We start from the raw sequence: 17,984 nt of genomic DNA on the forward strand, positions 1-17,984 counted from the left end.
TTTATGGAAACTAACTGCCACGTCCTACTTTTGAATTAATGTGTTTTGCTCATCTCTACTTGTATATTATTATGCCATACGAATTGCTCCATACTTCATACTTCCACAATTCTACTCGTATATCATGATTTAAAAATAAACACTGGCATAGGCGGATTATTTTTTCTATTATAATACTCATTTGCGATCACTGTATATTCTCTTGACGGCAGTGTACGCAACAGATTCAGAATTGCATCTTTTTCTTCAAAACCGGTATCGCCGCCACTGTATATGCAGAGACTCATCATCCCTCCACGCTTCAAAAGTTTCAATCCTTGCAGGATTGCCTGCATACTGGTTTCAGCATGGGTTGCAACCTTATGATCTCCACCCGGCAGATATCCAAAATTAAAGCAGATCACATCCACAGTCTCTTCTCCTGCATATTCTGCCATATGCTCATGTCCGCACAGATAAAGCTCTGCCCGGTCTGCAAGTTCTTCTTTTGTAAGACGCTCTTTTGTAAGATGGAGCGCTTTTTCCTGCACATCAAATGCAAGAACATGTCCATTTTCACCTGCAAGTCTGCATAAGAAGGCGGTATCTCCACCTTTTCCCATTGTTGCATCGATATACAGGCCTTCTTTTACTGCCTGCGATTCTATGATCGCCTGACACCACTGTGTAATCTGTGACTGTCTCATATCTTTTACTCCGTTCTGCGATTGTTATATAAAAACATTGCTACTGCCATCAGACAGATGACTGCATAGCCGATCCAGCTTAACAGATCCGGGATCTGTTCGAAGAAGAAAAATCCAAGTCCTGCCGAGAAGATAATCTGTGAATAATCATAAACAGAGATCTCTCTCGCCGGAGCATAGCAATATGCTGCTGTAATAGAGAACTGGCCTCCTGCCGCCGACAATCCTGCAAACAGCAGAATCCCGATCTGTGCAAGACTCATCGGATGATAGTCAAAAAGCAGCCATGGCAACGTCACAACACAGGAAAAGGTAGAGAAGAAAAATACAATAAACGGTCCCTTTTCTCCCCGCTCTCCAAGTTTTCTTACCATCGTATATGCCGCTCCTGCACCGATTCCTCCACACAGTCCGATCAGGGAAGGGAGCAGATCCATATTGCTGAATGTCGGTTTGATCACAAATAAACTTCCCACAAATGCACCGATTACAAATAATCCCTGTGGCACCGTAATCTTTTCTTTTAACAGAAAGTAGCTGAAGATTACTGCAAAAAATGGAGACATCTTATTTAACATCGATGCATCTGCCAGCACCAGATGATCTACTGCATAGAAATTACAGAGGATTCCAATCGTTCCACAGATGGATCTTCCAAGCATATAGCCTAAATTTTCTTTTTTACAGTGAAATGGTACTCCATTCTTCATTAATATAACGCCGGCAAAAATAGCCGCCACAAAGTTTCTAAAGAAACTTTTTTGTATCGGTGGTAAATCTCCTGCCATTCGTACAAAGAAACTCATCAATGCAAAACAAAAAGCTGACATGATAATACATATAATTCCTTTGTACCGTTTCTTACTTTCCATGTCTTACTGACTCCTTTATCTTTTTTACTTTCTTTTCATTATATTTCTGTAATGATGATTTAAAATATCCGTTTAAAAATCAAACAATGATAACTGGTTGGATTCCGGCAGTTCTCCAAACAATCCAAGATCATTCATCGTATCAATAACCGTCTTACTTGCTTTTGTACGCTGTCTGAAATCATCCCTGGACAGATATGGACCATCTTTTGCGGCAACTTCTACTGCCTCTGCAGCCTTATCTCCCATTCCATCAATCGTAGAGAACGGCGGCATCAGTTTTCCGTCAATGATCTGGAACTTTGTCGCTTTCGCTTTATAAATATCGATTGGCATAAATTCAAATCCTCTCGCATACATTTCCTGCACGATGTGCATATCCTTCATCTCATCCTGCTCTTTATTCGTAAGCGAGGAAGATCTTCTTGTATAGTCATTGATATAATATTGCAGCTTTTCCTTACCCTGACACATTTTTTCATAAGAAAATGCATTAGCACGGATTCCAAAATAAGCGCCATAATATGCCAGCGGATAATTAACTTTACAATAAGCAATTCTGTATGCCATCATGACATATGCAGCCGCATGGGCTTTCGGGAACATATATTTGATCTTCTCGCAGGAACCGATATACCAGTCCGGTACATCATGGTCGATCATATCTTTCTTAAAGTCCGGCCACTCTTTACATTTTCCCTTTGCTACTGTTCCCTTTCGCACACGTTCCATAATCGTAAAGGATTCCTCACTGTCCAGTCCTTTATTGATCAGATACGTCATAATATCATCTCGCGTACAGATTGCTGTGGAAATCGTTGCCTTGCCACTCTTGATAAGATCCTGCGCATTATTCAGCCATACATCCGTTCCGTGAGACAGACCGGAGATACGGATCAGATCCGATAACGTCTTTGGTTTCGTATCGACAACCATCTGGATAACGAAATCCGTTCCAAACTCCGGAATACCAAGGCAGCCAACCGGACAGCCTCCGATATCATCCGGTGCGATTCCAAGCGCCGATGTATCGTGGAAGAGTGACATTACGTCCGGATCATCCAGCGGAATATCCGTCGCTACAAATTTGTGATCTGTTTCATTGTATTCATTGTCCATCGCCGGCGAGCTGATATATTCCTCCAGCGTCTTGATCATTGTCGGATCATCATGTCCGAGAATGTCCAGCTTCAATAAGTTGTGGTCGATGGAATGGTAATCAAAATGTGTTGTGATAATATCTGTTGTCATATCATTTGCCGGATGCTGCACCGGAGTGAACGAGTTAATATCCTCACCCAGTGGAAGTACGATAATACCACCCGGATGCTGTCCGGTACTTCTGCGGATACCGGTACATCCACCTACAATACGATTGATCTCACAGGTTCTCTTTCCCTTTCCGCGCTCTTCATAATAATTCTTCACATAACCGAACGCTGTCTTATCTGCCAGCGTACCGATCGTTCCGGCACGGTAAGTCTGACCTGCTCCGAAAATAACTTCTGTATATTTATGCGCATTACTCTGGTAGTCACCGGAGAAGTTCAGGTCAATATCCGGCTCTTTATTTCCTTTGAATCCAAGGAAAGTCTCAAATGGAATGTCAAAACCATCTTTGATCAACGGTGTGCCACATTTCGGGCAGTTCTTATCCGGCATATCCCATCCACAGCCTCCGGCATACGCACGCACTTCATCCGAATCAAAATCACTGTAATGACAATTCGGGCAGTAATAATGCGGGCTCAGCGGATTAACTTCCGTGATTCCCGCCATCGTAGCAACGAAAGAAGATCCTACGGATCCACGGGAACCTACCAGATAGCCGTCCTCATTTGATTTCCATACCAGCTTCTGTGCGATAATATACATAACAGCGAATCCGTTGGAAATAATAGAGTTCAGCTCTCTCTCCAGACGTTCCGTAACAACCGGTGGAAGTTCCTTTCCGTACATGGAGTGCGCTTTATTATAACAGATCTCACGCAACGTCTTATCCGAATCCGGGATAACCGGCGGGCACTTATCCGGACGCACCGGGGAAATCCGTTCGATCATATCGGCAATCCGGTTCGGATTCTCTATTACGATTTCTCTTGCTTTCGCAGAACCGAGGTATTCAAATTCTTCTAACATCTCATCCGTTGTGTGCAGATACAGCGGCGGCTGGTTATCCGCATCCGGGAATCCCTTACCCGCCATAATGATCCGGCGGTACACTTCATCTTCCGGATTCAGAAAATGCACATCACAGGTTGCCACAACCGGCTTATTGAACTTTTCACCTAACGCAATAATCTTCCGGTTGATCTCACGCAAATCTTCCTCACTGTTTACCTTCGTAATCTTCGGGCTGTCGATCATGAATTCGTTGTTTCCAAGTGGCTGTACTTCCAGATAATCATAGAAGTTGACAATTCTGGAAATCCGCTGTTCAGACTTATCATTTAAGATCGCCTGATACAGCTCTCCCGCTTCGCAGGCGCTTCCTACAATCAAGCCTTCTCTGTATTTTGACAACTCACTCTTCGGAATACGCGGGCGTCTCGCATAAAAGTCCAGATGTGACTCCGACACCAGTTTGTAAAGATTCACACGACCGGTCTGGTTCTTTGCAAGAATAATTACATGATAGGACGGTAATTTCCTAATCGCATCCTTATTCTGCGCTCCAAACTGGTTTAATTTCGTCAACGTCTTAATATTTCTGGCGCGCAGCATTTCCACAAATTTTACGAAAATCTCTGCCGTCGCTCCCGCATCATCAACAGCGCGGTGATGATTTTCCAGAGAAATGTGCAGTGCATTCGCCACAACATTCAACTTAAACTTCGATAAAGTCGGCAGTAAGATTCTCGCCATCGCTACCGTGTCTACCGATGTAAAATCCGGTGTGATGTCCTGATATCTGCAATTCTGTTCAATAAAGCTTACATCAAAGCTTGCATTGTGTGCCACCAGTACCGCATCTCCGACAAATTCGAGGAACTGAGGCAGGATTGTCTCGATATCCGGCGCTTCCATAACCATGTCATCGGTAATGCCCGTCAAGTTCGTAATTTCAAACGGAATCGGCACTTTCGGATTGACAAATGTACTGAATTTGTCAGTAATCACTCCATTTTCCACCTTTACAGCACCAATCTCGATAATCTTGTCCTTGATTGAGCTGAATCCGGTCGTCTCAAGGTCGAATACTACATATGTGCCATTCAGGCTCTGCCCTTTTTCATTCACTGCAACATCCTGCAGGTCATCAACCAGATAACCTTCCACTCCGTAAATCACCTTAAATGGATCGTCTTTATCCAATCCTTCAATAAAATGATTGGCAATTGGGAATGCCTGTACCACGCCGTGGTCTGTGATTGCGATCGCCTTGTGTCCCCATTCATGGGCACGCTTCAGAATATCAACTACCTCAGAGACACCGTCCATATCGCTCATCTTTGTATGGCAGTGAAGCTCCACACGTTTCTCCGGCGCAGTATCCATTCTGGATTCTGTGAAATCACTGATCTTGCGGATTCCGGTTACCGAACCGATTGTCAGTTCTCCGTCAAATTTATCGATCGTTGTTACACCCTTGATTTTCAGAAAAGCGCCTTTCTTGATATCACCTAATACATCTGGGAGCTGCTCATTTCTTACAAACATCTTAACCATGATCGTATCGGTAAAATCTGTCACTGCGAACATGACAATTGTCTTCTCATTACGGATCTCACGGGTATCAAATTCAATGACTTTGCCACGGAAGGTAATCTCACCCATCTCACCTACAACTGTGGATAACTCGATCGGATCATCCTCAAAATCACGTCCATAGAGCAGATTCGGATCATCCGGATTCCGCTTAAATGGAGAAAACCGCTCTTTTTTACCAAAGTTTCCGGAAAATTTCTTACCTTTTCCACCAGTCATTGGTTTTGATGCAGACTTTTGCACCGCTGCTGCTTTCTTTTCCTCTTTTTTCGTTTCTTTTTTCTTATCTTCGTCCGAAGCTTCCGCTTCCTGACCGGCATTTTCTTCTCTCACTGCCGCTGTGTGTTCCAGAATTGCTTCTACTTCCTGCTGAATCTTCTGGTCATTGTATTTTAATTTGCTGTCTTTTGCTTTCTTATATGTAACGTGTACTTCAATCGGACAGCAAAAACGCTCTGCAAATATCCGCTCCAGATAATGTACGAGATGCTCTTTCTTGCCCTTTGCAACAATTGTATCTGTAAGCTGGAGTCTCAGTACATTTTCCGTATCAAAAGACCACGTAGCGCTCTGCATCATGCTGCGCTCTACGACACTCTCCGCCCCCAGTTCTTCCAGAATACTGTCCAGATACTCGTTAAGCAGATTCTCCGGCGTATACTGTGCCGATAAATGATACTGCTCTTTTACCTCTATCTGGAGTCTGTTTTTTCCGAATAACTGCTCCTTTACCATAGATTCCACACGGTAGATCATCTTCTTCTGAAGCAAATGTGCACTTTCTATATGAATACGGACAAAGTCACGATTAGAATTCGTCGTGACTTTGCTAACTTCTACGTCCTGTAATAACAGACGCATATCATCTTTCACCTTTAATGTTGGAAATACTTCAAAAAATTTTTTATTCATTCCAGTGTAAAAGCTCCCATCTTAATGTTTCTAACAACTCATCTTCTTTTACTTTCTTCACAATCTCGCCCTTCTTGATCAGAAGTCCTTCTCCGATTCCTCCGGCGATTCCTATATCTGCTTCTTTTGCTTCTCCCGGTCCGTTTACGACACAGCCCATCACCGCAACTTTGATATCAAGCGGAATATCAGCTACCATCTGCTCTACCTGATTTGCAAGACCTATGAGATCGATCTTCGTTCTTCCGCAGGTCGGACAGGACACAACTTCGATTCCACCTTTACGAAGTCCGAGTGTCTTTAAAATTAATTTTGCAGACTTGATCTCTTCTGTCGGATCTCCGGTCAGTGATACACGGATCGTATCTCCGATTCCCTGATGCAGGATCAGACCGAGCCCAATGGATGACTTAATATTTCCGGCAAGTAAAGTACCGGACTCTGTAATACCTACATGTAATGGATATTTACACTGGTCAGCGATCAGCTCATGCGCTTTCACACACATCAGTACATCGGAAGATTTGATGCTGACAACCAGATTGTCATAACCCATCTCTTCAATCATATGTACTTTATCCATGGCACTCTCAACCAGGCCTTCAGCTGTAACGCCACCGTATTTCTCTACCAGATTCTTCTCCAGAGAACCGCTGTTTACCCCGACACGGATTGGGATGCCATGTTCTTTTGCCTTATCTACCACTGCCTGCACGCGGGATGCATCCCCGATATTTCCCGGATTGATACGGATCTTATCTGCGCCATTCTCAATCGCAGCAATCGCCAATCGGTAATCAAAGTGAATGTCCGCCACCAATGGAATATGAATCTGCTTCTTGATTTTTCCAAGTGCTTCCGCCGCTTCTATCGTTGGCACAGCGCAGCGGATAATCTCACACCCTGCTTTCTCCAGCGCATGGATCTGTGCAACCGTTGCATCTACATCTTCTGTCTTCGTATTCGTCATAGACTGAATTGCAATCGGATTTCCTCCACCGATCTTCACATTTCCAATCTGTACTACTTTCGTACGTTCTCTTGTCATAATTTCTCTCCTTAACCGCAATTATTCTGTTTCTTTTCTCTCTAAATGTCGGAAAAACCCTCTATCACCCGTTCCTTTGAACAGGAAAAATAGAGGGATCTTAATTATTCCTTATCTAATACCATCTGATCGCCATATTCGCTCTCCGTAAGTGTCAGACACTCCTGGTCAACACTGTACGTGTAAGTCGATGCCAGCGATTCAAGAGCTGTCTCCAGGTCATTTTCGCTATATGCACCCTTAGACTTATCAGCTACGCTTTTTAACTTCGCGTCATCATAGGAAAATGTAATCGTCTTCGCATCCTTATCAATCGAATAAGCTAAAGGCACTTCTACTTTGTCCTGCTCCTGGAAATCTAACAGCGTCACATCTGCCGAACCGCTGCCATGGATACTCAGATCCATTCTTCCATTCTCATCCTTCCAGGTTCCTTCTACCGGATTGGAAGTGAACATCTTCGTCAGCAGGAAGATTGCAATCAGGATGATCAGCGCAGTTGAAACCAGTACGACTGCCCTCCAGATTCTGCTTCTTTGTTCTTCATCATTTTTTGCTATAAACATCTATCTTCGTCCTTCCGTATAATACTAATATGTTTTATACAAATTATAAGTTTTTTCCAATCGGGTGTCAATGGCAAGCGCCTTGTGTCTTTTCCAAAATAATGTTCCCTCTATTGAATTTTCTTAGTCATAATGGAGATTTTTTATTTTGGGGAATTATCATCCGGTGAAATTTCTTGTCTGTCCCTGTGTAAATAACTTTATTCCTCCATCTCCACTACGAGATAAAAGCCTCTCTCTGTCTTCTCGATTTCCTTGATAGTCCCTTTTCGGGACATGATACGCTCTCTTGTACGGTAAATGCCGGACATTGCAACTGACGGCTCTACCAGATAAGTATACTGACCGGTCACGGCGCTTCTCTCGCTGATCACAACCTCCTGACCTTCTTCAACCAGTCCTTCTCTTTCCATCTTAAATCTTTCCTGACGCATAATATCGCTTCCTTTCTATATAATAAATTTATGATGCCAGCTGATTTGTTCCTTTCATGTCTCATTTGTGTCGCGTTTCGGAACTTTTGTTCTGCTTATTGTTGAGTATCGGCACATTCTATGTTCTTTATCGAAACAATTGTTACAATGTATATAAATGCCAGGGTCAATAGCCTAAAGCCACGACGTGCTTGCATGTGAGTGGTTTTATGGCTTAGTGACCCGCCCCGATATAAGCATAAAAACGGAGCGTAAGCTTCACGATATGCGAATATTGGGTAGAATTGTGTGAGTACGAAGTACGGAACAATTCGTCTGGCATCACCCTAACATCATCCAGAAAGGCGGTAACGTATTATGGCATCATTCGCTGAAAAATTAAAAGCTTTACGCGGACAAAATCACATGACACAGGCTCAGCTTGCCGCCGCTTTAAATGTTGCACGTTCTACTGTTGCCGGATATGAAACAAAAAGCCGAGAACCTTCCCATGACAAACTGAATGTTATGGCAGATTTGTTCCATGTCAGCGTAGATTATCTGCTTGATGATTCCCCTGTTGAAATTACCACTTTTGATGAGCCGCACACTTCGCAGACCGAAGCGTTCCTGCTTACAAGATACCGTAAGCTGTCACTCCAATCGAAAAAGGAGTTGTTACATTACTTGGAACTCTTAGAGTCCTGGGAAGCAACTTCCCACTTAAAAATACAATAATACGTATACCAAAACCGAGATTTTAGTATACGTATTTTTTATTTTCCTATTAACATTCTTCTGCTATCTTCAGAATCAGATCTCTTGTATCGTCCCATCCAAGACACGGATCTGTAATTGATTTTCCGTAAGTCATATGATCACAGATATCCTGTCTTCCTTCTTCCAGATAGCTCTCAATCATAACACCCTTTATCATATCTTTGAGAGCCGGATTGTATCTTCTGCTGTGCAGAATTTCGCTTGTAATACGGATCTGTTCTTTGAATTTCTTATTCGAATTTGAATGGTTGGCATCTACAATAATTGCCGGATTCTCCAGATCTTTTTTCTGGTACAAGTCATATAAGCGGATGCAGTCTTCGTAATGATAGTTCGGAATACAGATTCCGTATTTATCTACACCACCACGCAGAATCGCATGTGCATAAGGATTACCGCTTGTAGACACATCCATTCCGCGATAAATATAACGATGTCCTTTCTGTGCTGCAACAATGGAATTTAGCATAACCGCAAGATTTCCGCTGGTCGGATTCTTCATTCCTACCGGGATGTCCATTCCACTTGCTGTTAATCTATGCTGCTGATTTTCCACAGATCTTGCACCGATCGCCTCATAAGATAAAATATCATCCAGATAACTTCTGTTCTCCGGGTAGAGCATCTCATCTGCCGCTGTAAGCCCTGTCTCTTCCATTGCTCTTAAATGCATCTTACGGATGGAAAGGATTCCGGCGTACAGATCCGGTGCTTTCTCCGGATCTGGCTGATGCAGCATTCCTTTGTATCCTTCCCCGGTTGTCCTCGGTTTATTTGTATAAATACGCGGGATCAGGATCAAACGATCTTCGACCTCTTCATTAACTCTCGCAAGACGGTTTACATATTCGCATACCGCATCTTCATTATCCGCGGAGCACGGTCCGACAATTACAAGGAATTTATCGGATTTACCGGCAAATACATCCTTGATCATCTCATCTCTTTTTTCTTTAATGTTTTTTAATTTATCCGACAATGGATATTCTTTTTTTAATTCCGCCGGTGACGGAAGTTCTTTATTAATTCTGACTGCCATTTTTTATCATCTCTTCTATCTGTTCCGGTTCCGGCATGGAACGGATAGCTCCTTTTTTTAATGTAATAAGCGCTGCGCCGGCATTCGCGTACTGAAGGATTTCCTCCAGATTTTCTTCTGTGAGATTATCGATTCCATATTTTAACACACCATTGATCGCACATCCGCAGAATGTATCCCCTGCTCCGGTTGTCTCTATCGCTTTCACCGGATAACCCGCTTTTTCTACACGCATATCTTTGTAATATGCACGGCTTCCGTCTTTTCCCATTGTCAGGAAAATGAGTGGAATGTGATATTTATCCTGTAAATACTGAATTCCCTCATCATAGTCTTCTTTTCCGGATACAAACTGAATCTCATTATCAGATATTTTTAACACATCACACTGTGTAAATCCATATTCCATCATCTCTTTTGCTTCATCCAGAGATTTCCATAACGGTGGTCGTAAATTCGGATCAAATGTGATCAGACATCCTGCTTCTTTTGCAGTCTCGAGCGCTTTCTTTGTCGCTGTGCGAACCGGCTCATCTGTCATGGATAATGTACCGAAATGAAATACTTTTGATCCGCGAATCAATTCTTCATCAACTTCTTTTTCTTCCAGCATCATATCTGCACCTGGTTTACGATAAAAAGAGAATTCCCTGTCTCCGTCCGGAAATGTATGAACAAAGGCAAGTGTTGTCTTAATCTCTTCATCCAAGATCAGACCTTTTGTCTCAATCCCTATCGCATCGATCGTATCTTTTAAAAGTCTTCCAAACTGGTCATTTCCAACTTTTCCAATAAAAGCAGTCTTTCTGCCAAGCTTGTTCAGCATTGCAAGAACATTGCATGGCGCTCCGCCCGGACATGCTTCAAACAGACCGTTTCCCTGTTCACTCTCTCCGTTTTTCGTAAAATCGATCAGCATCTCGCCCATCGCTGTTACATCATAAATCTTATCCATAATAGTCTCTCCCGTTTTTCTTCTTTTCTCTATCCAAGCAAATGCACGCCGCCAAGCAGGACATAAGAAACAAACCACATAATGACAGTTGCCATACAGATTCCAAGCATGATTGCCGGAAACGCTTTTTTGAATCTTATTCCCAGAAGCGCTGCGATCAGAGATCCTGTCCACGCTCCGGTTCCCGGAAGTGGAATACCAACAAACAGTACAAGTCCCCAGAACTCATATTTCTCGATCTGGTCTTTTTTGCTCATTGCTCTTGTTTCCAGCTTTTCCACCAGTGGTTTCAGCTTCTTCGTTCCTTTCATCCATGCAAAGATCGGTGTGATCAGAAGCAGAATAAAAGGCACCGGCACGATATTTCCAATAATTGAAAGCGGAATCGCTTCTGCTACCGGCACACCGAGAATTGGTCCTGCAACAAGTAATGCACCACGAAGTTCTACGATCGGAATCATGGAAATGATAAAGACGATTGCTTCTTTTCCCATGCTTCCTCTAAGGGCATGTATCAGGCCCTGCACTAAAGTTTCTGTCATATTCTTCTCCTATTTATTCATATATCTCTTAAGAAATGAAAACATTGTTTCCATCTCTTCTTTTGTTCCTATTGTAATCCGCATGTACTGCTCGATCCGTCTGCTTCCCCAGAAACGCACATAGATATTCTCTTTTTTCATTGCTTCAAAAAGTTCTTTTGCATCGTATTCGGGATGTTTTGCAAAGATAAAGTTCGCCTTGGAATCAAGGAACTCAAATCCAAGTTTTGCCAGCTCTTCTTTTGCCCATTCTCTTGTCTCGATAATTTTATGCACCGTTTCTTCAAAATGTGCACGGTCTTTTACAGCTTCGACACCGCAGACCAGTGATGTCTGGTTCATCGTATAAGAGTTAAATGAATACTTTACATCATTCAGGCATTTGATCAGATGCGGATTACTGATCGCATATCCGATCCGCATGCCTGCCATGGATCTTGCTTTTGAAAAGGTCTGCACAACGATCAGATTATCGTACTTGTCAATCAGTGAACGTGCTGACTCTCCTGCAAAATCAACATATGCCTCATCTACAATTACAATCACATCCGGATTGTGTCGGATAATATCTTCCACTTTATCAAGTTCCTGATAAAGCCCGGTCGGCGCATTCGGATTCGGAAAGATCACGCCTCCATTTTCTCCGTAATAATCTTCCGGAACAATCTCAAAATTCTTATCCAGCTCCTTGCACGTATATGGGATGCGGTACAGGTTCGCCCATACTTCATAAAATGAATACGTGATATCCGGGAAAAAGATTGGCTTATCCGAATTAAAAAATGTCAGGAAACACATGGATAACACATCATCCGATCCCACTCCTACAAATACCTGTTCCTCTCCGACATTATAAAAATCTGCCAGTTCTTTCACAAGAATATCTGCTGTCGGATCCGGGTATTTGCGGAGAAGATCCGTATTCATAGACTCCAGCGCTTCTGTCACACCTTTTGCCGGCGGATACGGATTCTCGTTTGTATTTAATTTAATTACTTTTCCGGTCGGCTGTTCTCCCGGAACATACGGTTCTACTTTCCTTATATTCTCTTCAAATGAATACATAGATTCTCCTTTATCTGTACATCATTAACAACTGCCTAAATACATTTCATCTCTTTTGCAAGCTCTTTGAACTTCGGAAGAGAATTTACAATTGTTTCATAAGATACACAGTATGCAAGTCTTACATATCCAGAGCATGCGAAAGAGCTTCCCGGAACGAGGAGCAGATTGTATTTCTTCGCAATGCTGCAAAATTCCTTCTCATCTGCAATTGGAGATTTTACAAACAGATAAAATGCTCCCTGTGGTTTGATACACTCAAATCCGCACTCCAGAAGTCCATTGTATAAAGTCTCTCTGTTTCTGTCATAGAAAGACAGATCTGTCTTCTCGTTAATGCATTTTGCAACGACTTTCTGCTGCAATGTCGGTGCGTTTACAAATCCGAGAATACGGTTTGCTACATTAGCTGCTGACAATACCGTTTCACTGTCTGTTACTTCGTCTGGAATCACAAGATATCCAATGCGTTCTCCAGGAAGTGATAACGACTTACTGTAGGAATATCCTACGATCGTATTGTCATAATACTTCGTCAGATATGGCACTTCCACTCCATCGTATGCTAGTTCACGATATGGTTCGTCAGAAATCAGATAAATCTCTGTTCCGAATTCTTTCTGTTTTGCTTCCATGATCGCTGCCATTTTTTTAATTGTATCTTCTGAATATACAACACCTGTCGGGTTGTTCGGTGTGTTCACAATGACTGCTTTTGTCTTTGCTGTGATCTTCTGCTCGAACTCATCAAGCTTCGGCTGGAACGTCTCTTTATCTGGTGAAATTTCAACCAGTACTCCGTCAAAGTTGTTTGTATAAGAACGGTATTCTCCGAAATATGGTGCAAACGCAATTACTTCATCTCTCGGATTTAACAGTGTCTTCAAAATAACATTTAAGCCACCTGCTGCCCCTACTGTCATGATGATATTCTTTCCTTCAAAAGAAGTTCCGAATCTCTCATTCAGCGAATTTGCAATTGTCTCTCTTACATCTGCATAACCGCTGTTGCTGTTTGTGTAGCCATGCAGTACGATCGGATCACTCTCACTTACAAGCTCGATAATCGCTTTTTTTACTGCTTCCGGAGCCGGCACATTCGGATTGCCAAGGCTGAAATCAAAAACGTTCTCTGCCCCGTATATCTCTGCCAGTCTGTTACCTTCTTCGAACATCGCACGAATGGCAGAACTGTTTGCTACCATTCCTTTCATCTTCTCTGCAATCATGTTACACACTCCTTTTTATTATTTATTTTCTTGTCACAGTGCCTTTTTCCACCATGAACACCGGACGGTAGGACATCTTTGCCTTTCTTAAGCCTTCTGCCCCGGTATCTTCTTCTCTGTTTACATATTTGTAATCCATGCACTCATGTGATACAAACTGCTGGTTGATCATAGGATATGCTCCCTGTACTTCTGCATATGCTTTCTCAATATGCACACAAAAAGTATCCGAACAGATTGGTTCTCCTACCGTAAAGGCTGCTACTTCTCCATCAATACGGAGTACACCGCCTTTCAGACCCAGTTCTTCAAACAATCTGAGTGAATTCAGTGTCACACAGATCTCTGCATTCTTCTCCAGATCTTCCTCACAACCGTTTTCATTTCTCCATTTTAATGCCATCTGGAAACAGTCTTCCACATTACCCTTTGTCATCGGTTCGTAGCTCCAGCGGTCTTCATACATAATTTTAAATTTATTAATATGGTTTCGCTTGCCATGTAATTTTTTACCGGATAAGGTTGCCAGCTTCTCAGTCTCATAAACATAATCCGCCTGGTCACGGTCATACTCGATCTGGTATCTGTCCGGGAACCATTCCTGCAAACGTTCAAAATTATCCGGTGTCACATTATACATGGAAAATGTACGTCCCCGGTCTTCGCAGTATCTTTCCAGAACCGGGATCACATTCTTCACATCCTCATCTTTTCCTGCCGGAAAAGCAAAGGCAATGTGATTCTCGTCCTCACTTTTGAATACAAGTGTATTCTCTATGACTGCCCATTTTACCGGATACTGTCTTGACCAGAGATACAGATTTACAAAAGTTCTCTCGCAGCTCCGGCTGGTATGATGCCTGAAATAGTGATCAATGATCTCTTTGTCTTCCAGTGCTGCCTTTTTAAACTGATATTCTTCCATAATCTTCCTTCTATATTTTGTTCATTTATCTCGTTATAAACAATTCGTATAATTTTTACTCTTCGTTCATATTCGCGAGCTTTGCTGCCTGGTCTGCTGCTGTAAGGCTGTCGATGATCTCGTCCAGATCTCCATTCAGAATAGAGTCCAGTTTATGCAGTGTCAGCTTGATACGGTGATCTGTTACTCGTCCCTGTGGGAAGTTGTAAGTACGGATCTTTTCAGAACGGTCTCCTGTACCGATCTGGCTTCTTCTTGCTTCTGCTTCAGATGCCTGTTTCTTCTCCATCTCCAGATCGTATAATTTGGAACGTAACAAACGGAAAGCTTTTTCCTTATTCTGTAACTGGGATTTCTCTGTCTGGCTGTAAATCACGATTCCTGTCGGGTAGTGAGTCAGACGTACCGCAGAGTCTGTTGTATTGACACACTGTCCACCGTTACCGGATGCACGCATAACGTCAATACGGATATCTTTGTCATCAATCACTACGTCTACATCTTCTGCCTCCGGCATGATCGCTACCGTGATCGTGGATGTATGGATACGCCCGCCGCTCTCTGTCTCCGGCACACGCTGTACACGATGTACACCGCTTTCGTATTTCAAACGGGAATATGCGCCCTGTCCTGTGATCATAAATACACACTCTTTGAATCCACCGATTCCATTCTCATTTAATGAAATCATCTCAACTTTCCAACGGCGTCCTTCTGCATAATGCAGATACATACGGTAAATCTCAGCCGCAAATAAAGCAGCTTCATCTCCCCCTGCTCCTGCACGGATTTCGACTATAACGTTCTTGTCATCGTTCGGATCCTTAGGCAGAAGAAGGATCTTCAGCTCATGCTCTAATTCTTCCACTCTCTTCTTGGACTCACTTAGTTCCTCTTTTGCAAGTTCTTTCAGTTCTTCATCAGACTCTTCATCTAACATCTCAAGACTATCTGCAATTGCCTGCTTGCAGGCTTTATATTCCTTATAAGCCTCAACGATCGGAGTCAAATCATTCTGCTCTTTCATCAGTTTACGGAAACGGTTCTGATCATTTGCAACATCTGGCTCCTGAAGCTCGCTTAATATTTCTTCAAATCGAATGAGCAAATCTTCTAATTTGTCAAACATATTTTCTCCTCCTGTTTCTTCTCTTCACACCTGTTTCAAGGCTACCCTTTATTGTACATTGCACTGACAACACGGTCAAGTCCTGCCAGATCCTTTTTCACATCAATTTTGTCGTATCCCGCCTGCGCAAGAAGCGCGGATACCTCTTCTGCCTGATCGTGCCCGATCTCAAATAAGATCCATCCGCCCGGTTTCAGGTATTTTCCTGCCTGAGCAATAATCTTCCGGTAAAAATACAGTCCGTCTTCTTTCCCATCAAGCGCAATATACGGATCATGTAATTTTACCTCATCGGCAAGCTCTTCGATTACGGCACTCCGGATATACGGTGGATTGGAAACGATGATATCGTATGCTCCTTCCACATTTTCAAACAAATCACTCTTCCTGAATACAGCATCCGCCTTAAGTCTCTCTCCATTCTGTCGCGCTACTTCCAGTGCGCCTTCGGATATATCCACACCAGTTCCTTCGATCTGTCCGCACAGCTTCATAAGACTTAGTAAAATGCAGCCAGAGCCGGTACACACATCCAAAACCTGTACTTTCTTATTCGGCTCTTTTTTTAATTTTTCTTTTATATGACGATATGCTTCTTCTACCAAATTCTCGGTATCCTGTCGAGGAACAAGTACCTGATCATTTACAAGGAATTCATATCCCATAAAGTATTGTCTCCCGGTAATATGCTGCAACGGAATGTGCTCTGCGCGCTTTGCAAGTGCGACTTCGTATTCTTCTGCCTGTTCTTCCGGCACATCTGCTTTGGGGTTACCATAATATGCCGTCTTCGTAACTCCGGTAATATATTCCAACAGATACCACGCATCCAGATCTGCTTCTTCAATCTGTGCTTCGCGCAGTCTCTCTTTTCCACTTCGAAAAAGCTCTTCCAGATTAAAAATTTTTCCGTTCATAATCTCTCCAATCAAACACTGCTTCTACTGCCTGGATCGCGACTTCGATCATACTGTCATCCGGTTCTTTCGTTGTCAGCTTCTGGATCGCAAGTCCCGGTTTGCTCACAAGATTGATAAGTGCACCGTCACTGTCTCCCGCCAGATGCAGGATCTCATAAGAAATTCCGGCAATTACAGGCAGAAGCAGGAGTCTTACAACAACACGCATCCCCATGGAATCCACATGGATCAGAAGCAGTAAAATAATACTGATTGCAAGAACCAGGAACAGGAAGCTGGTTCCGCAACGTTTGTGCTGTCTGGAACTCTTGCGGACATTTTCAACATTCAGTTCCATTCCATGTTCAATACAGTTGATACATTTATGCTCTGCACCATGATACATGAACGTGCGCTGTATATCTTCCATTCTGGAAATCAGTGCCAGATATAAAATAAATATCAGAATCCGTACCACTCCCTCCAGCAGTGTCCGGATTTCGTATGACGGAATAACATTTTTGAACAATGAAGACAGAAAATACGGAACCATCATAAAGATCACAACAGCAAATACAAGAGAAAACGCAAGCATACCGCGCATTGCCCATGCATCCTGTTTTTCTTTTTTCTCCTGTTCTTTTGCTGTCAGCTCCTTTTTCTGTTCTTCTTCATCTTCCTCAAAAAATTCTGCCGAATACATTAATGTCCGGATTCCAAGAACCATAGAATCTGCAAATTTAAAAATCCCCCGGATAAATGGAATCTTAGAAAGTATCCCACATTTACCGGAAATCCCTTCATAATGTTCCGTCTTCACATGGATTTCTCCGTCCGGCTTTCTCACTGCCACGGCATATTCATCTCCGTTGCGCATCATAATACCTTCGATGACTGCCTGGCCTCCGATTTCTGATGACTTCATAAAGCCTCCTTTAAAACTTTTATAACGAAAAAAGGGTTGAGATTACAAAACCTCAACCCAAAACCTGCGAACTTATTTGTTCATTCCGTATTTCTTATTGAACTTATCAACACGGCCACGAGCCTGAGTTGCTTTCTGCTGTCCTGTATAGAACGGATGACACTTAGAACAGATCTCTACGTGGATGTCCTCGCTAGTTGATCCTGTTACGAATGTGTTACCACAGTTGCAAGTTACGGTTGCCTGATAATATGCTGGATGTATTCCTTCTTTCATGATTTTCACCTCTTC

Annotated in this window: 17 protein-coding genes; 1 reads left to right on the forward strand and 16 read right to left on the reverse strand. The window is 42.8% G+C overall.

Annotated features, from left to right (window positions below; all coding sequences use genetic code 11):
• Positions 1 to 122: 122 nt before the first annotated feature.
• The 6 genes from DWY31_RS02455 to DWY31_RS02480 all read right to left on the reverse strand — a co-directional run bounded on the left by DWY31_RS02455 (position 123) and on the right by DWY31_RS02480 (position 8,226).
• Complete coding sequence (locus DWY31_RS02455; RefSeq protein ID WP_118519437.1) at positions 123 to 686, reverse strand: tRNA (mnm(5)s(2)U34)-methyltransferase; 564 nt, start codon at positions 684 to 686, stop codon at positions 123 to 125.
• A gap of 5 nt (positions 687 to 691) precedes the next feature.
• A complete protein-coding gene (locus DWY31_RS02460) occupies positions 692 to 1,558 on the reverse strand; it encodes a DMT family transporter (RefSeq protein WP_118519438.1) in 867 nt (288 codons plus the stop codon).
• Between the two features lie 72 nt (positions 1,559 to 1,630).
• On the reverse strand, positions 1,631 to 6,178 hold the full coding sequence (locus tag DWY31_RS02465) for a PolC-type DNA polymerase III (protein ID WP_118519439.1): 4,548 nt from the start codon (positions 6,176 to 6,178) through the stop codon (positions 1,631 to 1,633).
• A complete protein-coding gene (ispG, locus tag DWY31_RS02470) occupies positions 6,171 to 7,226 on the reverse strand; it encodes a flavodoxin-dependent (E)-4-hydroxy-3-methylbut-2-enyl-diphosphate synthase (RefSeq protein WP_021860795.1) in 1,056 nt (351 codons plus the stop codon). The genes DWY31_RS02465 and ispG overlap by 8 nt, the downstream gene beginning before the upstream one ends.
• 104 nt (positions 7,227 to 7,330) lie before the next feature.
• Positions 7,331 to 7,792 carry a hypothetical protein gene (locus DWY31_RS02475; RefSeq protein ID WP_118519440.1) on the reverse strand — a complete coding sequence of 154 codons (462 nt, stop codon included), beginning with the start codon at positions 7,790 to 7,792 and terminating at the stop codon, positions 7,331 to 7,333.
• A 200-nt stretch (positions 7,793 to 7,992) separates the two neighbouring features.
• Positions 7,993 to 8,226 carry a hypothetical protein gene (locus DWY31_RS02480; protein ID WP_118519441.1) on the reverse strand — a complete coding sequence of 78 codons (234 nt, stop codon included), beginning with the start codon at positions 8,224 to 8,226 and terminating at the stop codon, positions 7,993 to 7,995.
• A 357-nt stretch (positions 8,227 to 8,583) separates the two neighbouring features.
• Here DWY31_RS02480 and DWY31_RS02485 point away from each other — a divergent pair, with 357 nt between their 5' ends.
• A complete protein-coding gene (locus DWY31_RS02485; RefSeq protein ID WP_118519442.1) occupies positions 8,584 to 8,943 on the forward strand; it encodes a helix-turn-helix domain-containing protein in 360 nt (119 codons plus the stop codon).
• 49 nt (positions 8,944 to 8,992) lie between these two features.
• Here DWY31_RS02485 and DWY31_RS02490 read toward each other — a convergent pair whose 3' ends face one another.
• The 10 genes from DWY31_RS02490 to rpmE form a co-directional block, all read right to left on the reverse strand.
• The gene (locus DWY31_RS02490; protein WP_118519443.1) at positions 8,993 to 10,024 is read right to left on the reverse strand and encodes a 3-deoxy-7-phosphoheptulonate synthase; all 1,032 of its coding nucleotides are present in this window, start codon (positions 10,022 to 10,024) and stop codon (positions 8,993 to 8,995) included.
• Complete coding sequence (locus DWY31_RS02495; protein ID WP_117536747.1) at positions 10,008 to 10,979, reverse strand: carbohydrate kinase family protein; 972 nt, start codon at positions 10,977 to 10,979, stop codon at positions 10,008 to 10,010. Before DWY31_RS02495 ends, DWY31_RS02490 begins: the two co-directional genes overlap by 17 nt.
• 29 nt (positions 10,980 to 11,008) lie before the next feature.
• Positions 11,009 to 11,521, reverse strand: coding sequence for a COG2426 family protein (locus DWY31_RS02500; protein ID WP_118519444.1), 513 nt, complete (start codon positions 11,519 to 11,521; stop codon positions 11,009 to 11,011).
• 9 nt (positions 11,522 to 11,530) lie between these two features.
• Positions 11,531 to 12,586 (reverse strand): histidinol-phosphate transaminase, encoded by a 1,056-nt coding sequence (gene hisC / locus DWY31_RS02505; protein WP_118519445.1) that lies wholly within the window; start codon positions 12,584 to 12,586, stop codon positions 11,531 to 11,533.
• A 35-nt stretch (positions 12,587 to 12,621) separates the two neighbouring features.
• Positions 12,622 to 13,815, reverse strand: coding sequence for a pyridoxal phosphate-dependent aminotransferase (locus tag DWY31_RS02510; RefSeq protein ID WP_118519446.1), 1,194 nt, complete (start codon positions 13,813 to 13,815; stop codon positions 12,622 to 12,624).
• 22 nt (positions 13,816 to 13,837) lie between these two features.
• The gene (locus tag DWY31_RS02515; protein WP_118519447.1) at positions 13,838 to 14,740 is read right to left on the reverse strand and encodes a DUF2156 domain-containing protein; all 903 of its coding nucleotides are present in this window, start codon (positions 14,738 to 14,740) and stop codon (positions 13,838 to 13,840) included.
• A gap of 55 nt (positions 14,741 to 14,795) precedes the next feature.
• Positions 14,796 to 15,869: a peptide chain release factor 1 gene (prfA, locus tag DWY31_RS02520; protein WP_021860805.1), complete on the reverse strand. Its 1,074-nt coding sequence runs from the start codon at positions 15,867 to 15,869 to the stop codon at positions 14,796 to 14,798.
• 41 nt (positions 15,870 to 15,910) lie between these two features.
• Entirely contained in the window at positions 15,911 to 16,786 is an 876-nt protein-coding gene (prmC, locus tag DWY31_RS02525) for a peptide chain release factor N(5)-glutamine methyltransferase (protein WP_021860806.1), read from the reverse strand.
• On the reverse strand, positions 16,767 to 17,693 hold the full coding sequence (locus DWY31_RS02530) for a DUF1385 domain-containing protein (RefSeq protein WP_117536751.1): 927 nt from the start codon (positions 17,691 to 17,693) through the stop codon (positions 16,767 to 16,769). The genes prmC and DWY31_RS02530 overlap by 20 nt, the downstream gene beginning before the upstream one ends.
• A 72-nt stretch (positions 17,694 to 17,765) precedes the next feature.
• On the reverse strand, positions 17,766 to 17,969 hold the full coding sequence (rpmE, locus tag DWY31_RS02535) for a 50S ribosomal protein L31 (RefSeq protein ID WP_021860808.1): 204 nt from the start codon (positions 17,967 to 17,969) through the stop codon (positions 17,766 to 17,768).
• Positions 17,970 to 17,984: the final 15 nt, after the last annotated feature.

The organism is Dorea sp. AF24-7LB, assembly GCF_003478575.1.
Taxonomy (GTDB): domain Bacteria; phylum Bacillota; class Clostridia; order Lachnospirales; family Lachnospiraceae; genus Dorea_D; species Dorea_D hominis.